Here is an 18,110-nt window from a genome sequence, read left to right on the forward strand (position 1 = left end):
CCGTCTCCGTCCCGCTAGTCGGGCGCAGCCCGGAGCGAGGCTCCGAGCGTCACTCCATTCCCTTCTTCCCCGGTGTCCAGAACGGCTTGGTGAGCACCGCTCGCCGGTCCCAGCCGGCCTCCTGGACCAGCACCCGGCGCACCGCCTGGACGTCCCGCGCCTCCCCGGCGACATAGGCCACCCCGCCCGGTTCGGGAGCGAGCCTGCGTACCGCCTCCGGAAGGGAGGTGCCGCCCCGGAGCGTCCAGTCGAGCCGGTCCGCGCCGGGGAGTGGCAGCCGGTCCGCGGCCGTCCGGGTCTCCACGCAGCCGGAGACCTCGGCCTGCGGGGGCAGTGCCGCGAGCATCGCGCCGAAGGCGACGGAGGCCGTCTCGTCGCCGACGAAGACGTGGTGGGCGGCGTCCGGGCGCAGGGTGAACGTGCCCTCGGGCCCGCGCAGCCTGACCTGTTCCCCCGGTTCGACGGTGCGCCCCCAGCGGGCCCCCGGGCCGCCCTCGGGGTGGTCCAGCACGCACAACTCGACGACGCCTGAAGGGTCGTAGCGCCAGACGGAGTAGGTCCGCAGGGTCAGACCGGTGACCAGGACCCGGACCTGCTGCCCCGGGCGGACGTCGAGCCCGGCGAGCTGATCGCCGTCGATGCGCAGGCGGCGCATCGAGGCGGTGATCCGCTCGGTCTCGGTGACGGTGCCGCGCAGGGTCAGCAGATCGAGGACGGGGTTCAGCAGGGCGGGCACGGCGGCTCCTCGACGGGCCTTGTGGGGAAGGGAGTTGTTCAGACGTCGGACGAACGCGACAGTACGCGTCTGCGGTTGGACGCGATACTGCGCGTCCGTGCCCGGCCGTCGTATCCGGCCACCACGAGCGCCGTCGCCGCCAGCACCAGCAGCGCGACCGTGCGCAGCGCCGGTCCCATGCCCGTGGCCAGGTCGGTGTGGGCGGACAGGACGGTGCCGGTGACCGCGACCCCGAGGGCCGCGCCGGTCTCGCGGGCCGTGGTGCCGAGACCGGAGCCCAGGCCCGCCTGGTGCGGCGGGAGCGAGGTGACGACCCCGAGGGTCAGGGCCGGCATGGACAGCCCGGTCCCGGCCGAGATGACCAGCAGCCAGCAGGCGTACGTCCAGTACGGGGTGGCCGCGCCGACGGTGGACGCGCCGAGCAGGCCGAGACCGATCAGGGCGAGTCCGGCGCCGACGACCGGACGCGGCCGGTCCGCCCAGCGGGCGGCGAGCCTCGGGACCAGGGCCATGCCGATCGTCAGCGGTATGATCGCGACCCCGGTGACGGCGGCGCCGTAGCCCTTGACGCCCTGCAGGTACTGGGAGTTGAGGAAGAACAGGGAGAACAGGCCGAAGAAGCCGGTGGCCGTGCCGAGGGTCGCGGAGCGCAGGCGGGCGGAGCGGAACACCCGCGGGTCGAAGAGGGGCTCCGGTGAGCGCAGGGCGTGCGCCGTGAAGCCCCCGGCCAGGGCGGCGCCCGCCGCGAACGCGCCCAGGACGGCGGCGGACGTCCAGCCGTACCGGGGGCCCTCGATGATGCCGAACAGCACCGCCACCAGGCCCGCCGTCAGGAGCAGGGTGCCGAGCGGATCCAGGTTGCCGTGCGCGGAGCGCTCGGTGCGCGGGACCGTGACGGCGACCGCCAGGACGAGCAGGGCGGCGAGCGGCACCATCACCGTGAACAGGGCCCGCCAGGACAGGAACTGCCCGACCAGCCCGCCGCCGATGTTGCCGGCCGCGCCGCCCAGGCCGATCGCCAGCGTCCAGGAGGCCAGGGCGCGGGCGCGGTGCTCCGGGGCGGCCAGCTGGACCAGGACCGACAGGGTGGCCGGGGTGATCAGGGCCGCCCCGGCGCCGGACAGGGCGCGGCCCGCGATCAGCACGGCGGGAGCGGGGGCGAGCGCGCTGGTGGCGGCGCCCGCCGCGAACAGGGCGAGGCCCGTGAGCAGGGCGCCCTTGCGGCCCCACCGGTCACCGGCCGCGCCGGCCGGGATCAGCAGGCCGGCGAAGGCGACGACGTACGCGTCGACGGTCCACAGGATCTCGCTGTGCGACGGGTGCAAGGAGGACGCGGTGAGTTCGGGGATGAGGAGGTTGACGGCGGCGACCATGCTCTGGGCGACCAGCACGCAGGCGCACAGGGCGAGCAGGACAGGGCGTTTCAGGGCGTGCGGGGGCACGGCTCCTCCCAGGAGCTGGTGGGTGGTGTGGGATGCCCCGTCACCGTAGGCTCGGCCGCGACCTGCTTTCCAGTGCAACTTCTGCAAGGGATGTCTGCGCGTGACGCAATCAACCGCCGGACCGGGGACGGACGGCACCCCCGGACCCGGTGGCCTCGATCTGAACCTGCTGGCCGCCCTGGACGTGCTCCTGGAGGAGCAGAGCGTGCGGGGCGCCGCCCGACGGCTGCACCTGTCCGAACCGGCCATGAGCCGCACCCTCGGCCGGATCCGCAGGGCGCTCGGCGACCCCGTGCTGGTGCGCGCCGGGCGCGGCATGGTGCCCACCCCGCACGCGCTGGCCGTGCGGGCCGAGGTGAGCGCGGTGGTGGAGCGGGCACGGGCGCTGTTCGCGCCGGGCCGGGACACCGATCTGAGGACCGTCTCCCGGACCCTCACGATCATCGGGCACGACGCGATCGCCGGCAGCCTCGGTCCGGCCCTGTTCGCGCGCGCCGCCGCCGAGGCGCCCGGGATCCGCATCCGCTTCCTCGCCGAGAGCCACCTCGACGCCCCCGTCCTGCGGCACGGCACCGCCGACCTGGAGGTCGGGGTGGTCGACACCACCCTGCCCGAGGTGCGCGTGGAGCACCTGTACGAGGACCGCATGCTCGGCGTCGTACGGGCCGGGCACCCGCTGCTGGACGGCGAGCCGACGCCCGAGCGGTTCGCGACCGCGGCCGGTCACCTGAACGTGTCGCGGCGCGGCCGGCTGCACGGCCCGGTGGACGCGGCCCTCGCCGAACTCGGCCTGCGGCGCCGGGTGGTGGGCACCGTCGGCACCTTCCCCGCCTCCCTCTTCGTGGTCCGCGACTCCGACCTGATCGGCCTGGTCAGCTCCTGGAGCGTGCCGCTGGCCGCCGCGCTCGGCCTGGTCACCTTCGAGGTGCCGCTCCCGCTGCCGCCGATCGACGTGGCGCTGGCCTGGCACCCCCGCCACGACGCCGACCCGGCCCACGCCTGGCTGCGCGGCCGGGTACGGGAGCTGCTGACCGCCGCACGCGTCCGGGAGGAACCGCCGGCCGACTGCTGACCAGGGGTGTCTTCGGTGAAACCCGTATCGCCGGTCACGGCCGCCCCTCTATGCTGATGGTCTGTCAACACGACGTATGACAACGCATTTCACACGCATCGGGGGATCGCGTGAGCACCGCTTACGTGCCACAACAGCCACATCCGGGAGCGCCCGGCGGGGCGCCGCCCGCCCTGCCGCCCACCCCGCCGTACGCCAGCGAGGCGACCCGGCTGCTGTGCGCAGGCACCTATCTGGACGCCGGTTACCGGGACCGGGTCATCGAGGAACTCCACCTCAACGAACAGCGGATCGCGGCTCCTTCGCTCGGTTTCGACGCGGCCCGCGTCCTCGCCCACGCGCTGCGCGCCCGCCGCCAGGAACTGGCCTGGGCCGCCGCGATCCTCGGACTGTGGGCGGTCGGGATGCCGCTCAGCGGCTGGCTGCTCGGGTTCTTCCTGCTGCCCGGCATCGCCCTCGCCGTCGCCCCCTGGATCGACGGGCTCACCGTGGTGCCCGCGCCGTACCGGCTGATCGCGGCCTTCCTGGTGCGCTGGTGGGGCCGGGTGTTCTTCGCCGTCGCCCTCGTCCTCACCCTCGTCGTCGCGTTCGGGGGCGGCTCGGACGGCGGCTCGTCGCCCTACGACTCCTACAACTCCTACAACTCCTACGACGGATACTCCGGCTCCTCCGGCTCTCCCGGCTGGGGTGACCTGCTCGTCCCGGGCCTCAGCGACATCGGCGGGCTGGCGCGGCCCTGGCACGCCTGGCTCACCCTCGTCGTACTCGCCGGCATCGCGCTGTGCGAACACGCCCAGCGCACCCGGTTCACCCGGGTCCTGGCCGCCGAACTGTCCCCGGCGCGCTTCCCGGACGCGGCGAACGACCCGGCCGAGAAGGCGGAGAACCCGCGTTTCCAGCGGCTCAAGCAGCGCATCCGGCTCGAACAGGACGCGCCGCTGATCATCTACAACGAGGCCGACCCGTTCTGCGGGGCCGGTGCCGCCTACAGCAGCTGGGTGCTGGCCGTCGAACTGAAGCGGGACGAGCTGAGGAAGGAGCGGCAGCCACTCGGCAACCGCGCGATCCTGGAGCGGGTCCGCCCGCTGCTCGAACAGCTGCGCGTCCCGGCCGAGTACGCCGGACCCGGCGCCCGCGACCGGCTGCGCCAGCTGGAGATCGACGAGTGCGTGTTCCTGCCCGTCGACGGGCTGCGCAGCCGGGACCAGGCGCCGTACACCGCGCAGGCCTTCGAGGAGCACCGGGCGCGGGCCGTCGAGGAGGGCGCCGAGAAGCGCCGGCACTTCCTGCGCATCCGTGTCGGCGGCTGGGAGGAGGAGGTGGTCGTCACGGTGTTCGTGCGCGTCCACACCCAGGGCCGGATGCTCGTGCTGGAGGTCGCCCCGCACGTACTGACGCCGGTCCGCGCGGAGTTCAAGAACGCTGACCGTACGGCTCACCGGTTCCGGAACAACAACTGGCTCGGCAAGTCCGCCGCCGCGGCCGTGCGGGTCCCCGGCTCCGTCGGCCGTTCCCTCGCCCAGCTGGGCCGGGGCGCGAGGTACGTCTGGCGGCTGCTGACCGGCGGCCACGCGGGCGCGCTGCCCGAGGGGCCCGCGCTGTCCGTGCGCGAACTGGGCGCGGTGGACGTCGGATCCCACTTCCAGGAGATGGACGTCGTCCGGTACCTGCGCAGCATCCAGGACCGGGTGGCGCACGGGGTGCGGGCCGCGCTCGCCGACGCCGGTTACGAGACCGGCGAGTTCGTCCAGAAGATCGTCAATGTCAGCAACGACGTGAGCATCGGCCGCGTCGAGAACTCCACGTTCGCGGTGGGCAGCCACGCCACCGCGAGCAGCGTCTCGCAGCAGAAGGGGGCCGACCGCGATGGCCAGTGAAGAGCCGCAGGTCAGCATGGGCAACGTGACCGGCAGTACGTTCGCCATCGGCAGCCACGCGCACGCCGAGAGCCACCATCACGGGGCCGGTGGCACCCAGGCGGACGCGGAACTCCTCGCCGCGGTGCGGGAGTTGCGCGCCGACCTCGCACGGGTGCGGGGCACCGAGCAGACGGCGGCGCTGGGGACGGCGCTCGCCGAGACCGAGGACGAGATCACCAGCACCGGGCAGGCGGGGCCGACCCGCCGGGAGCGGCTGCGTGAACTCCTCGCCGACTCCCAGGCCCTGCTGGGCGTGCTGGCCTCGGCGGGCGCCCTGGCCGGGCTGCTGGGGATGTGAGAGGGCGAAGATGAGCGACGGGGGAACGGGTCACTGGAACGAGGCCGCACAGCGCTGGGAGGACGCCGACGCCGACTCCACCGCGACACCGGCCACCCCACCACCCACGTCACCGCCACCGCCCGCACCGGCAGTCCCCCAGGAGTGGTGGACGGGCCCCACCGACCTCTGGTCGACCACCACCTCCCAGCCTCACCCCGAGCCGCCACCGGGACGGCCCCACCCCACGCCACCGAGAGACCGGACACCCCCGCCGGACGCCACGCCCGCGGAACCACCCCTCCCCCCACCCACACCCACCAGGCCCTCCGCCCCGGACACCCCCGCCCTGCCGGCTGCGGCCGATGGCTCCGGGCAGGCTCCTGCGACCGCCGCGCCGGCGCCCGTCTGGCCGCCCGCTGCCGAGGCGCCCGCCCTGCCACCCGCGTCCGACGCGTCGGCGCCGACCGCCGCGCCCGTCTCGCCGCCCACCGCCGACGCCTCCGGGCGGGCCCCTGCGACCGACCCGTCGGCGCCCGCCGTCCCGCCCGTCTGGCCGCCCACCGCCGACACGCCCGCCCTGCCGCCCACCGCCGACGCCTCCCAGCAGTTGCCCGTGGCGTGGTCGCCTGCCGCTGAGACGCCTGCCTGGCCGCCCACTGCCGTCGCTCCTCCGCAACCGTTCCCCGCTGACGTCACCACCTCATCGCCCCTCGCCGGGGTGGCCCGTCGGCCGCATGCTGCGCCGATACCTCCGCGGCCGGTGGTCGTGGGGTCCCGGGGTCCCGGGCGGCGGGTGGTGTGGGCCGTGGTGGTGGGGGCCGCCGTCGTGGGTGTGGCCGTGAGCCTGGTGCTGACGCTGGTGCTGACGCTGGTGGTCGGCAAGGGGCCCCACAAGCCCGCCGCGGCCGCCGCCTCCGTCACCCCGAAGAGCTCGCCGCCCGCCACGCAGACCTCCGAAACGCCCACCGAGTCCGCCTCCCCGGCGGCCTCCACGCCCCCCGCGGGCTACCAGCTGCGCCACGACACCGAGGGCTTCCGGATCGCCACCCCCGAGGGCTGGACGCGCTCCACCGTCGCCTCCTCGTACGGCTTCGCCGTGGTCAGCTACCGCAGCCCCGACCGCGAGCACCGGCTGCAGGTCTACCAGGTCGCCGAACCCACCCCCGCCGCCTCCTTCGAGCTCTACCTCTCCGACCAGACCCCCAAGCCGCGCGGTTTCAAGAAGCTCGCGCTGACGACCCTCGACGACGGCCGCTTCACCGGCTCCCGTCTGGAGTACCTGGCCGACACGATCAGCGGGGAGCCCGACCTCGGCACCTGGCACGTCGTCGACGAACGGTTCGTCGGGCAGGACGGCAAGGTCTACGCCATCGCCTCGTACGGCCCGGAGGCCGGGGGCGGCGACGACGAACTGGCCTATCTGACGACGGCCGTCGACTGGTTCTGCCCGCCGGACACGGTCTGTGAAGCCAACCCCTCCACCGACTGAGCCGCCATCCGAATTTCACGGAATGTGACCGCCCCCATATTCACAATTTCCCAATTGCGGCGGCCCAGGTATTCAATAGGTTCTCTTCCGGGTGACGCGAATTCCCCCGAACGCCCCAAATCCCGTCCCCTACACCGGTCGTTAGGTGACCGTGACGCGATTGGACTGGCGCATCGCCGAAGATCACCCGACCACCGTACTCCGCTGGCCCGGCAGTATGGATATCACCTCATGCTCGGACCTGCTCGATGATTTCCTGAAGAGAATCAACGCGATGGAAAATGAATATCGGCGGACCATGGCAGATCTGTACGGGGCCTGAACCACGGTGCGGAGGTTTATCAGATGGACGGGATTCAGCACGACACGGGCCTCTACGACAACACGGGTCTCTACGATCACCCCGGCCTGTACGACCACCCCGGTCTCTATGAGCACACCGGCCTCTACGACCACGCCTGGGTCGCCCCCGAGCCCGATGTCGCCCCGAACGACTGGGACCCGGTCGAGGAACTGGCCCAGATACTGTCCGCACCGGCCGGTGTGAGCGCGGCCACCACCCTGCTGGACGTCCCGGCCCCACGCAGGCCCGGCCGCCGCCGGCTCCGCCAGGAGTCCCACCTCCTCGACGGCGGCCGCCGCCTGACCCACATCACGCTCCTGATCGTCGCGGTCTCCGCGTGCGCGGTCCTCATGCTGGCGTGGTCGGTCTGCTACTCCTACGGACAGCTGCGCGGCATCGCCTCGTCGGTGCTGCCCGTACGGCTCGCGCTGTACTGGCCGCTGACGGTGTACGGCCCCTGGTTCGTGGCGGCGCTGTCCGTGCTGCGGGCCACCGCGCAGCGGCGGAGCGCGCGCCGGTCCTGGTGCGTGGTGCTGGCGGCCTCCCTCATGGCCGTGGCGCTGTGTGTCAGCCACTCCTCGCACGCCCTGTTGTCCTTAGTGATTTTCGGGATCCCGCCGGTCACGGCCCTGGTGTGCTTCTGGGAACTGGTCGGCCAGATCTCGACCAAGACCCGCCCCCGGCACGCCTCCCATGGCGAGCCGTCCGGCGTCAAGGCCTGACGCCGAGCCGGTTAGGTAACCGTTCCTCCCGCTTTGTCCGAGCCTTCCGTGATGCAGCGCACTTTCGGCCACCGATTGCGCATGCAATCCGAGTCCGAGGGCAGGCGGAGACCGTCCCCGAGTGTGACCTCAAGGTCACACAGGGGTACTGACCAGGAACGGAAGGCATTACCGATCATGGCGGACAGAAGCGTACGAGCGACCATCCAGGTCGGAGGCGAGTGGCTGGAAGCCGCCTCCGGCGCGACACGCGAGATCACCGACCCCGCGGACGGCCTGCCCTTCGCCGTGGTCGCCGAGGGCGACGAGAAGGACGCGGAGGCGGCGGTGGCCGCCGCCCGCCACGCCTTCGACACCGGCGACTGGCCCCGCACCCCCGTGGCCGAGCGCGCCGCCCTGCTCCGCCGGGTGGCCGACCTGCTCGTCCGCGACCGCGAGGAACTCGGCCTGCTGGAGAGCCGGGACGCCGGCAAGACCGTCGAAGAGGGCCGCGTCGACATCGACTGCGTCGCCGACGCCTTCCGTTACTTCGCCGACCTGGTGGCGGGGGAAGGCGCGGGCCGGGTGGTGGACGCGGGCTCGCCCGACATCCACAGCGTCGTCGTGCACGAGCCGATCGGCGTCTGCGCCCTGATCACCCCCTGGAACTACCCCCTCCTCCAGGCCAGCTGGAAGATCGCCCCGGCGCTCGCGGCCGGCAACACGTTCGTGATCAAGCCCAGTGAGATCACCCCGCTGACCACCGTCGCCCTGATCGGCCTGCTGGCCGAGGCCGGGCTGCCCGCCGGCGTCGCCAACATCGTCACCGGGCCCGGGCACAGCGTGGGCGCCCGCCTCGCCGAGCACCCCGACGTCGACCTGGTCTCCTTCACCGGCGGCCTGGTCAGCGGGGTCAAGGTCGCCCAGGCCGCCGCGCCCACCGTCAAGAAGGTCGCGCTCGAACTCGGCGGCAAGAACCCCAACGTCGTCTTCGCCGACGCCTGCGCCACCGAGGAGGGTTTCGACACCGCCGTCGACCAGGCCCTCAACGCCGCGTTCATCCACAGCGGCCAGGTCTGCTCGGCCGGCGCCCGGCTGATCGTCGAGGAACCTCTGAGGGAACGATTCGTCGCCGAACTCGCCCGGCGTGCGGCGCGGATCCGCCTCGGCCGGGGCACCGCGGACGGCGTCGAGTGCGGCCCGCTCGTCTCCGCACAGCAGCGCGCCAAGGTCGAGGCGTACGTGGCGTCGGCGCTGGCGGAGGGCGCGGTGCTGCGTTCCGGCGGCAGGCGCCCCGAGCCGTCCCCGGACCGGCCCGCCACCGGCTACTTCTACGAGCCGACCGTCCTCGACCAGTGCCACCGCGAGATGAAGGTGGTGCGCGAGGAGGTCTTCGGCCCGGTCCTCACCGTCGAGACCTTCCGCACCGAGGACGAGGCGGTCGCCCTCGCCAACGACACCGAGTACGGCCTCGCGGGCGCCGTGTGGACCACGGACGCCGGACGGGCGCGCCGGGTCGCGGGGCGGCTGCGGCACGGCACCGTCTGGATCAACGACTTCCACCCCTACCTCCCGCAGGCGGAGTGGGGCGGCTTCGGGAAGAGCGGGACCGGCCGCGAGCTGGGCCCCGCCGGCCTCGCCGAGTACCGCGAGACCAAGCACGTCTACCAGAACCTCGCGCCGAAGCCGGTGCGCTGGTTCGCCGGCTGAACCCCCACAGCGTCCCGCCGGCGAACCTGCTCCGCCCCGTTCTCCCACCCCCCAGGAGTAACCACCCGATGGCCGATCACACACAGGAATTCGACTATGTCGTCATAGGCGGCGGAACCGCGGGTTCCGTCATCGCCTCCCGACTCACCGAGAACCCCGACGTCACCGTCGCCGTGATCGAGGGCGGGCCCAGCGACGTCGGCCGTGACGACGTCCTCACCCTGCGCCGCTGGATGGGCCTGCTCGGCGGCGAACTCGACTACGACTACCCGACCACCGAGCAGCCGCGCGGCAACTCCCACATCCGGCACAGCCGGGCCCGCGTCCTCGGCGGCTGCTCCTCCCACAACACCCTCATCGCCTTCAAGCCGCTGCCCTCCGACTGGGACGAGTGGGAGGCGGCCGGCGCCAAGGGCTGGGGCGCCGTCCCGATGGAGGCCTACTTCGCCCGCCTCCTCAACAACATCGTCCCGGTCGACGAGCGGGACCGGAACGCCATCGCCCGCGACTTCGTCGACGCGGCCCAGACCGCCCTGGACGTCCCGCGCGTCGAGGGCTTCAACCGCAAGCCGTTCACCGAGGGCGTCGGCTTCTTCGACCTCGCCTACCACCCCGAGACCAACAAGCGCTCCAGCGCGTCGGTGGCCTACCTGCACCCGGTCATGGACGAGCGGCCCAACCTCCGCATCTTCCTGGAGACCTGGGCCTACCGGCTGGAGCTGGACGGCACCCGCGCCGACGGCGTCCGGGTACGCACCAAGGACGGCGAGGACCTGCTGATACGGGCCCGCAGCGAGGTCGTCCTGTGCGCCGGTGCCATCGACTCCCCGCGCCTGCTCCTGCACTCGGGCATCGGCCGCCGCGCGGACCTGGAGGCACTGGGCATCCCGGTCGCGCTGGATCTGCCGGGCGTCGGCGAGAACCTCCTCGACCACCCCGAGTCGGTGATCGTCTGGGAGACCCACGGTCCCCTGCCGGAGAACTCCGCGATGGACTCCGACGCGGGCCTGTTCGTCCGCCGCGACCCCGAACACCCGGGCCCGGACCTGATGTTCCACTTCTACCAGATCCCGTTCACCGACAACCCGGAGCGGCTGGGCTACGAACGCCCCGCGCACGGCGTCTCGATGACCCCGAACATCCCCAAGCCGCACAGCCGCGGCCGGCTCTACCTGACCAGCGCCGACCCGTCCGTGAAGCCCGCGCTGGACTTCCGCTACTTCACCGACGAGGACGACTACGACGGCCGCACCCTCGTCGACGGCATCCGCATCGCCCGCGAGATCGCGCGCACCGAGCCGCTGGCCGGCTGGCTCAAGCGCGAGGTCTGCCCCGGCCCCGAGATCGTCGGCGACGCCGAACTGAGCGAGTACGCCCGCAAGGTCGCGCACACCGTGTACCACCCGGCGGGCACCTGCCGGATGGGCGCGGTCGACGACGAACTGGCGGTGGTCGACCCCGAGTTGCGCATCCGAGGCCTGGACGGCATCCGGATCGCCGATGCCTCCGTCTTCCCGACCATGCCGGCCGTGAACCCGATGATCGGAGTGCTGATGGTCGGTGAACGGGCCGTGGACCTGCTGAAAGGCGGTGCGTGATGACCAGTACGACCGACACCCGGACCCAGCCGCCGACCGCGGCCCCCGTCTTCTCCGTCGACGGACTGTGGAAGGTGTTCGGCCCGAAGGCCGACCGCGTCCCCGGCGACCCCGAACTGGCCGGGCTCCCGCCCGCCGAGCTCCGCTCCCGCACCGGCTGCACGGCCGCCGTCCGCGACGTCTCCTTCGACGTGCGCAAGGGCGAGGTCTTCGTCGTCATGGGCCTGTCGGGGTCCGGCAAGTCGACCCTGGTGCGCTGCCTGACCCGGCTCATCGAACCGACCGCCGGCACGATCGCCATCGACGGCGAGGACGTCCGTGCGATGGACCGGGGCCGGCTGCGTGAACTGCGCAGGCACCGCGCCGCGATGGTCTTCCAGCACTTCGGGCTGCTGCCGCACCGGTCCGTCCTCGACAACGTGGCGTACGGCCTGGAGATCCAGGGCGTCGGCAGGGCCGAGCGGCGCGAGCGGGCCGCGGAGGTCGTCGCCAAGGTCGGCCTCGAAGGCATGGAGCAGCGCAGGCCCGGTCAGTTGTCCGGCGGGCAGCGTCAACGTGTCGGACTGGCACGGGCGTTGGCCGTGGACCCGGAGGTCCTCCTGTTCGACGAGCCGTTCAGCGCGCTCGACCCGCTGATCCGGCGGGACATGCAGGAGGAGGTCGTGCGCCTGCACCGTGAGGAGGGCCGCACGATGGTCTTCATCACGCACGACCTGAACGAGGCGCTGAAGCTCGGCGACCGTATCGCCCTGATGCGGGACGGGCGGGTGGTGCAGCTGGGCACCCCCGAGGAGATCGTCGGCTCCCCGGCCGACGACTACGTCCGCGAGTTCGTCCGGGACGTGCCGCGCGAGCAGGTGATGACGGTGCGCCGTGCCATGCGGGCCGCCGCGGCGGGGGAAGCCGAGGGCGGGCCGGTGGTCGGTCCCGGCGCGACCGTGGCCGAGGCGATCGAGGTGGTCGCGGGCGCCGGTGCCCCGGCACGGGTCGTCGACGGGGAGCGGTGCGTCGGGGTCGTGGACGCGGACGCCTTGCTCGGGGTCGTGGCGAAGACGGATGCGGGCGGTGGTTCGGGTGTGGCTGAGCGGGGGCCGGTCGCGCAGTTCCCCGCGCCCCTGGATGGGGACCCGCAGCGCCCGCAGGAAAGTGCCCCAGCCCCAGCCCCAGCCCCAGCCGCCCCGACCTCCGCTCCGGCTCCCGCGGATGCCCACCCGGCCGCGGGCGGTCGTGCCGCCGCGGCACGGGTGGGTGCGGCGGCATCCCCTGAGCGCGGGCAAGTGAAACCCTCCGCCCCGCGCACCACTCCGGAGGGCGTCTGATGGCAACGATCAGTGTCCCGAGCCCCCGCCGCCTGTCCCTCCCCGCCCACCCCGCCGTCCGCAAGCTGCTCGCCCTGGCCGTGATCGCGGCGGTCCTGGTGCCGGTCGCCGTCTCCCACTGGGGCAGCGCGGCCTGGCCGCACCACCTCACCGTCGATCTCTCCAAGCCGCTGGCCGCCGCCAGCAACTGGGTCATCGACAACCGTGACACCCACCCCCTCTTCCTCTACTTCTTCGGCTACATCAGCAACGCCGTCGTCCTCACGGTCCGCGCCGTCTACCTCACCCTCCTGGCCGCCGGCTGGCCCGGCGTCACCGTGCTCGCCGCCGCGGTCGCGTACCGCGTGGCCGGAACCAGGCTCGCCGCCGGCACGGCCGTCGCCTTCCTCGCCTGCGGTGCCCTCGGCATGTGGGTGCCGACGATGCAGACCCTCGCGCTGATGGTCGTGGCCGTGCTGGCGTCCGTCGCCGTCGGCCTCGTCCTCGGACTCGGCGCCGGCCTCTCCGACCGGCTGCACCGCGCCCTGCGCCCCGTCCTCGACACCATGCAGGTGCTGCCCGCCTTCGCGTACCTGCTGCCGGTCGTCCTGATCTTCGGCATCGGCGTCCCCGCCGCCGTCCTCGCCACCGTCGTCTACGCGGCCCCGCCGATGGCCCGGCTCACCGCCCTCGGCCTGCGCGGCGCCGACCCCGAGGTCCTGGAGGCCGTGGAGTCGCTGGGCGCCACCCGGCGCCAGCGGCTGCTGACCGCCCGTATCCCGCTGGCCCGCAAGGACCTCCTCCTCGGCCTCAACCAGACCATCATGATGGCGCTGTCGATGGCCGTCATCGCCTCCGTCATCGGCGCCGGCGGCCTCGGTGACCGCGTCTACCAGGCGCTTGCCTCCGTCGACGTGGGCGCGGCCCTCGCGGCCGGCATCCCGATCGTGCTGCTGGCGGTCGTCCTGGACCGCATCACCGCGGCGGCGGGAGAGCGCGGGGACACCCGCCAGCCGGCCGCCGGTCTCCTGTACGCGCTCGGCGCCACCGTCGCGGTCGCGGTCGCGGCACGGCTGCTCGGCCTGCTGGACTGGCCCGCGTCCTGGACCCTGGACTTCGCCGAGCCGGTCAACCGGGCCGTGGACTGGATGACCGCGCACCTGTACTCGGGCGTCCCGGTCGTCGGCGGCACCGCCGACTGGGCCGGGCACTTCACCACCTGGGTGCTCGACCCGCTCCGGGACGGCCTCCAGTGGCTGCCCTGGTGGGCGGTGCTGCTGGTGGTCGCCGCCCTGGCGTGGCTGATCGGCACCTGGCGCACCGCGCTCACCGCCGTCCTCGCGATGGCCGCGATCGGGGTGCTGGGCGTGTGGGAGCCCGCGCTGGACACGCTGTCGCAGGTCCTCGCGGCCGTCGCCGTCACCCTCGTGCTGGGCTTCGCGACCGGTGTCGCCGCCGCCCGCAGCGACCGGGTCGAGCGCGCCCTGCGTCCCGTACTGGACGTCTTCCAGACCATGCCGCAGTTCGTGTACCTGATCCCGGTGGTCGCGCTGTTCGGGGTCGGCCGCGCCCCGGCCGTCGCCGCCGCCGTCGTCTACGCCCTGCCGGCCGTCGTACGGATCACCGCGCAGGGCCTGCGCCAGGTGGACCCGGCCGCACTGGAGTCCGCGCGCTCGCTCGGCGCCACCGGCCGCCAGCAGCTGACGCAGGTCCAGCTGCCGCTGGCCCGCCCCGCGTTGCTGCTCGCCGTCAACCAGGGCGTGGTGCTCGTCCTCGCCGTCGTCATCATCGGCGGCCTGGTCGGCGGTGGCGCGCTGGGCTACGACGTCGCCTTCGGCCTCGCCCAGGGCGACCTGGCGACGGGGCTGGTGGCGGGCGCCGCCATCGTCTGCCTCGGCCTGATGCTCGACCGGGTCACCCAGCCCACACAGCGCCGTACGCGGAAGGGAGCGTGACCATGCGCCGCACCACTGTCCTCACCGCCGCCTCGATCCTGGTCCTCGCGACCGGCTGCGGTGCCGCCGACATGACGAAGCAGGCCTCGCCGTTCGCCGACGCCCAGGGGTCGAAGTCGCTCACCCTCTCCGTGCAGTCCTGGGTGGGCGCGCAGGCGAACGTCGCCGTCGCCCAGTACCTGCTGGAGCACAAGCTCGGGTACCGGGTCGACACCGTGCAGGTGGACGAGGTCCCGGCGTGGGACGCGCTCAGCCAGGGACGCGTCGACGCGATCCTGGAGGACTGGGGCCACCCCGACCAGGAGAAGCGGTACGTCGACGACAAGAAGACCATCGCCAGGGCCGGCGGCCTCGGGGTCACCGGGCACATCGGCTGGTTCGTGCCGACCTATCTCGTCAAGCAGCATCCGGACATCACGAACTGGAAGAACCTGAACAAGTACGCCTCGCTGTTCCGCACCGCGGAGAGCGGCGGCAAGGGACAACTGCTCGACGGCTCACCGTCGTACGTCACCAACGACAAGGCACTGGTGAGCAACCTGAAGCTGGACTACCAGGTCGTCTTCGCCGGTTCCGAGGCCGCCCAGATCACCCAGATCAAGCAGTTCGCCAAGGAGAAGAAGCCCTTCCTGACCTACTGGTACGCGCCCCAGTGGCTGTTCAAGAAGGTGCCGATGACCGAGGTGAAGCTGCCCCCCTACAAGGAGGGCTGTGACGCCGACGCGGCCAAGGTCGCCTGCGCCTATCCGCACACCCCGCTGCAGAAGTACCTCAACGCGGACTTCGCGCGCGGCGGCGGCCGGGCGGCGGCCTTCCTGAAGAAGTTCCGCTGGACGACCGAGGACCAGGACGAGGTCTCCCTGATGATCGCCGAGCAGAAGCTGAGCCCCGAGGAGGCCGCCAGGAAGTGGGTGGACGCCCACCCCGACGTGTGGAAACGCTGGCTGTCCTGAGCCCGCCGCCGGGCGCGCGCCGCGTCACCGGTCCGGCCGTAGCGCGGTGACCCGAAGGTGTGTCCGGCGGTTACCCCTCCGGCCGATGCCCGAGGGAGGCGTACGTGGTCCACACGCGCAAGAACGTCAACCAGCTGTCCCGAGCCGAGCGGCGCCGGTTCGTCGAAGCCCTGCTGGAGGTCAAACGCCGCGGTGAGTACGACGAGTTCGTACGGCTGCACATCGCGCACAACTCCGCCGACCGGGAACACCGGCTGCGCACCGCCCACATGGCGCCGTCCTTCCTGCCCTGGCACCGCAAGCTGCTGCTCGAACTGGAGCGGGCGCTGCGCAGGGTGGACGCGTCGGTGACGGTGCCGTACTGGGACTGGACCCGGGACCGGGCGTCGAACTCCCTGCCGTGGACCGATGATCTGCTCGGCGGCAACGGACGGCGCTCGGACCGGCAGGTGATGACGGGCCCGTTCGCCTACCGGGCGGGCCACTGGAAGATCACCGAGAACGTGACCGACGTCCCGTACCTCACCCGCGACCTCGGCCGCGCCCGCGCCCCGCTCCGGCTGCCGACCGCGCGCGACCTCGAATTCGCGCTGGCCGACCCGGTGTACGACAGCTGGCCCTGGAACTCGGCGGTCACCCGGGGCTTCCGCAACAAGCTGGAGGGCTGGGGGAGGGGCCGGGGCAGCGTCTCCTGGCAGAACCACAACCGGGTCCACCACTGGGTGGGCGGCGTGATGCTCAGCGCCGCCTCCGTCAACGACCCCGTCTTCTGGCTGCACCACTCCTTCGTCGACCTGCTGTGGACCCGCTGGCAGCAGCGCAACCCCGGCCACGGGTACCTGCCCGAGCGGCCCCCCGGCGCGGGCGACCCCCAGCGCGGCCGGGTGGTGGCCCGGCACGAACGGCTGCCGCCGTGGGACGTCACACCCGCCGAACTCGAGGACGTCAGCGGGATCTACCGGTACGAGTGAGGCGGGCGCTTGTCCGTTCGAGATGTCACACATCCCGCTGAAAAGTCGGCGACACAGCGGCCATCGCGCGCGTACGGCGTCCCCTTGAAGAAGCTGGTGTCTTCTGCGAAGGAGACGCCACCGTGCGAATTTCTGACATCCAGCGCTGCGAAATCCGGCCGGGACGGCTCGTCGAGTGGAGGTTCAGCCCGGTGACCATCGCGGCCGCGGCAGCGCTGCCACCGGATCCGAGGCCGCCGGCCTACATCCAGGAGTCGCACATCAGGACGGCCCGGTCGGTGCGGGAGGACGGTCTGTTCGTACCGACCTGGCTCGGCGCGGCGTTCGACCTGCCGGGCCCGGTCGACCTCGACGCGCTGGAACGGGCGTTGCGGGACTGGACACTGCGGCACGAGACGCTGCGCAGCGGCTTCCGGTGGGCCGGTGACGACATGCACCGGTTCACCCTCGACGAGCACGACGTGTCCCTGCACCGCGAGGTGGTCGGCGACTTCACCGACGCGGGGGCGCTGTCCCGGTACCTGCAGGATCGGTTCGACGCCGCGGCGGACGCGCTCGGCTGGCCGAACCTCATCTACACGGCGGTCGTGCGCGAGGACTCCACCAGCGTGTACATGGCCTTCGACCACACCAACGTGGACGCCTACTCCCTGCACCGGCTCCCGGAGGAGATCCACGGCCTGTACGCGGCGGCCGTCACCGGACGACCCCTCCCCGGCCCGGCGGTCGGGAGTTACGTCGACTTCTGCGAGCAGGAGCGGGCGAACGCGGACGGCATCGACGACACCCACGCGATCGTCGGGCGCTGGCGGGAGTTCATCGCCCGGTGCGGCGGCCGGCTCCCGGAGTTCCCCGTCGACCTCGGTCTGCGGCCGGGCGGCGAGCTGCCCACCCAGAAGCTGGTGTGCGAGCCGCTCGTCGACGCGGACGCCGCCGCCGCGTTCGAGGCGTACTGCCGCCCCTACGGCGGGAGTCTGGTCGGCATCCTGGCCGCGACCAGCCTGATCGTGCACGAGCTCGGCGGCCGGCCGGTCTACCGCACCGTCGTGCCCTTCCACACCCGGCTGAAGTCCGCGTGGTCGGACTCGGTGGGCTGGTACGTCGGCGGCGCCCCCATCGAGGTGCCCGCGGCGCGCGACCTGGAGGGTGCGCTGGAGACGGTCCGCGCCGAACTGCGGGCCAACCGTTCGCTGGCGCGCATCCCGCTGGCCCGCGTACTGCGGCTGCTCGGTGCGGACTTCCGGCCGACCTCGCCCGACATGTACTCGATCATCTCGTACGTGGACGCCCGGCTCATCCCCGGCGCCGCCGACTGGGCCGAGCAGAAGGCGTACGGGCTGATCCGGGTGTCGTACGGGGACCAGGTGTGCGCCTGGGTCAACCGGCTGCACGAAGGGCTCTGGTTCGCCTGCCGGCACCCGGACACCGACATCGCCTACAAGAACGTGCGCCGGTACGTCGAGAGGCTGCGGGACCTGATCCTCTCCGTGCCGGCGCCGGACCGCCCGCGGGCCTCGGAGTTGGCGCTCTCCTGACCCAACTCTCCCCATCCATAAGGTGATGATGTGTTGCTATGTCACCCTCGGGACGGATGTCCGTTGTGCAGCACCTTGTGCGGCTACTGCTAGTGTTCAACCTGTCAC

15 protein-coding genes are annotated in these 18,110 nt (G+C 72.7%); 13 read left to right on the top strand and 2 right to left on the bottom strand.

From position 1 onward, the window contains the following. Positions 1 to 49 precede the first annotated feature (49 nt). Together AB0G52_RS30750 and AB0G52_RS30755 are read right to left on the bottom strand one after the other, a co-directional pair. Positions 50 to 736 (bottom strand): siderophore-interacting protein, encoded by a 687-nt coding sequence (locus tag AB0G52_RS30750; protein ID WP_361340689.1) that lies wholly within the window; start codon positions 734 to 736, stop codon positions 50 to 52. Between the two features lie 38 nt (positions 737 to 774). Then, positions 775 to 2,178: an MFS transporter gene (locus tag AB0G52_RS30755; RefSeq protein ID WP_361340692.1), complete on the bottom strand. Its 1,404-nt coding sequence runs from the start codon at positions 2,176 to 2,178 to the stop codon at positions 775 to 777. A gap of 100 nt (positions 2,179 to 2,278) precedes the next feature. On the opposite strand from AB0G52_RS30755, the gene AB0G52_RS30760 reads away from it, so the two are divergent. From AB0G52_RS30760 to AB0G52_RS30820, 13 genes are all read left to right on the top strand, one after another. Continuing rightward, on the top strand, positions 2,279 to 3,250 hold the full coding sequence (locus AB0G52_RS30760; RefSeq protein WP_361340695.1) for a LysR family transcriptional regulator: 972 nt from the start codon (positions 2,279 to 2,281) through the stop codon (positions 3,248 to 3,250). A gap of 110 nt (positions 3,251 to 3,360) precedes the next feature. Further along, positions 3,361 to 5,127: a hypothetical protein gene (locus AB0G52_RS30765; RefSeq protein WP_361340698.1), complete on the top strand. Its 1,767-nt coding sequence runs from the start codon at positions 3,361 to 3,363 to the stop codon at positions 5,125 to 5,127. After that, positions 5,117 to 5,467, top strand: coding sequence for a hypothetical protein (locus tag AB0G52_RS30770; protein WP_132892913.1), 351 nt, complete (start codon positions 5,117 to 5,119; stop codon positions 5,465 to 5,467). Before AB0G52_RS30765 ends, AB0G52_RS30770 begins: the two co-directional genes overlap by 11 nt. A 10-nt stretch (positions 5,468 to 5,477) precedes the next feature. Next, positions 5,478 to 6,938, top strand: a complete 1,461-nt coding sequence (locus AB0G52_RS30775) for a hypothetical protein (RefSeq protein WP_361340701.1) — start codon at positions 5,478 to 5,480, stop codon at positions 6,936 to 6,938. A 160-nt stretch (positions 6,939 to 7,098) separates the two neighbouring features. Further along, entirely contained in the window at positions 7,099 to 7,260 is a 162-nt protein-coding gene (locus AB0G52_RS30780; protein ID WP_165939531.1) for a hypothetical protein, read from the top strand. Positions 7,261 to 7,283: 23 nt separating this feature from the next. Beyond that, the gene (locus tag AB0G52_RS30785; protein WP_132892909.1) at positions 7,284 to 8,003 is read left to right on the top strand and encodes a DUF2637 domain-containing protein; all 720 of its coding nucleotides are present in this window, start codon (positions 7,284 to 7,286) and stop codon (positions 8,001 to 8,003) included. A 177-nt stretch (positions 8,004 to 8,180) separates the two neighbouring features. Next, positions 8,181 to 9,692 (top strand): aldehyde dehydrogenase family protein, encoded by a 1,512-nt coding sequence (locus AB0G52_RS30790; RefSeq protein ID WP_361340705.1) that lies wholly within the window; start codon positions 8,181 to 8,183, stop codon positions 9,690 to 9,692. A 68-nt stretch (positions 9,693 to 9,760) separates the two neighbouring features. Further along, positions 9,761 to 11,290 carry a GMC oxidoreductase gene (locus AB0G52_RS30795; RefSeq protein ID WP_132892905.1) on the top strand — a complete coding sequence of 510 codons (1,530 nt, stop codon included), beginning with the start codon at positions 9,761 to 9,763 and terminating at the stop codon, positions 11,288 to 11,290. Then, positions 11,290 to 12,609, top strand: a complete 1,320-nt coding sequence (locus AB0G52_RS30800) for a glycine betaine/L-proline ABC transporter ATP-binding protein (protein WP_361340709.1) — start codon at positions 11,290 to 11,292, stop codon at positions 12,607 to 12,609. Before AB0G52_RS30795 ends, AB0G52_RS30800 begins: the two co-directional genes overlap by 1 nt. Beyond that, the gene (locus tag AB0G52_RS30805; protein ID WP_132892903.1) at positions 12,609 to 14,543 is read left to right on the top strand and encodes an ABC transporter permease subunit; all 1,935 of its coding nucleotides are present in this window, start codon (positions 12,609 to 12,611) and stop codon (positions 14,541 to 14,543) included. Before AB0G52_RS30800 ends, AB0G52_RS30805 begins: the two co-directional genes overlap by 1 nt. 2 nt (positions 14,544 to 14,545) lie before the next feature. Then, positions 14,546 to 15,496, top strand: coding sequence for an ABC transporter substrate-binding protein (locus tag AB0G52_RS30810; RefSeq protein WP_361340713.1), 951 nt, complete (start codon positions 14,546 to 14,548; stop codon positions 15,494 to 15,496). 104 nt (positions 15,497 to 15,600) lie between these two features. Beyond that, positions 15,601 to 16,467, top strand: coding sequence for a tyrosinase family protein (locus tag AB0G52_RS30815; protein WP_132892900.1), 867 nt, complete (start codon positions 15,601 to 15,603; stop codon positions 16,465 to 16,467). 122 nt (positions 16,468 to 16,589) lie between these two features. Continuing rightward, positions 16,590 to 18,002 (top strand): condensation domain-containing protein, encoded by a 1,413-nt coding sequence (locus AB0G52_RS30820; RefSeq protein ID WP_132892898.1) that lies wholly within the window; start codon positions 16,590 to 16,592, stop codon positions 18,000 to 18,002. Positions 18,003 to 18,110: the final 108 nt, after the last annotated feature.

The sequence above is a fragment of the Streptomyces sp. NPDC021562 genome, from assembly GCF_040640875.1.
Taxonomy (GTDB): Bacteria; Actinomycetota; Actinomycetes; order Streptomycetales; family Streptomycetaceae; genus Streptomyces.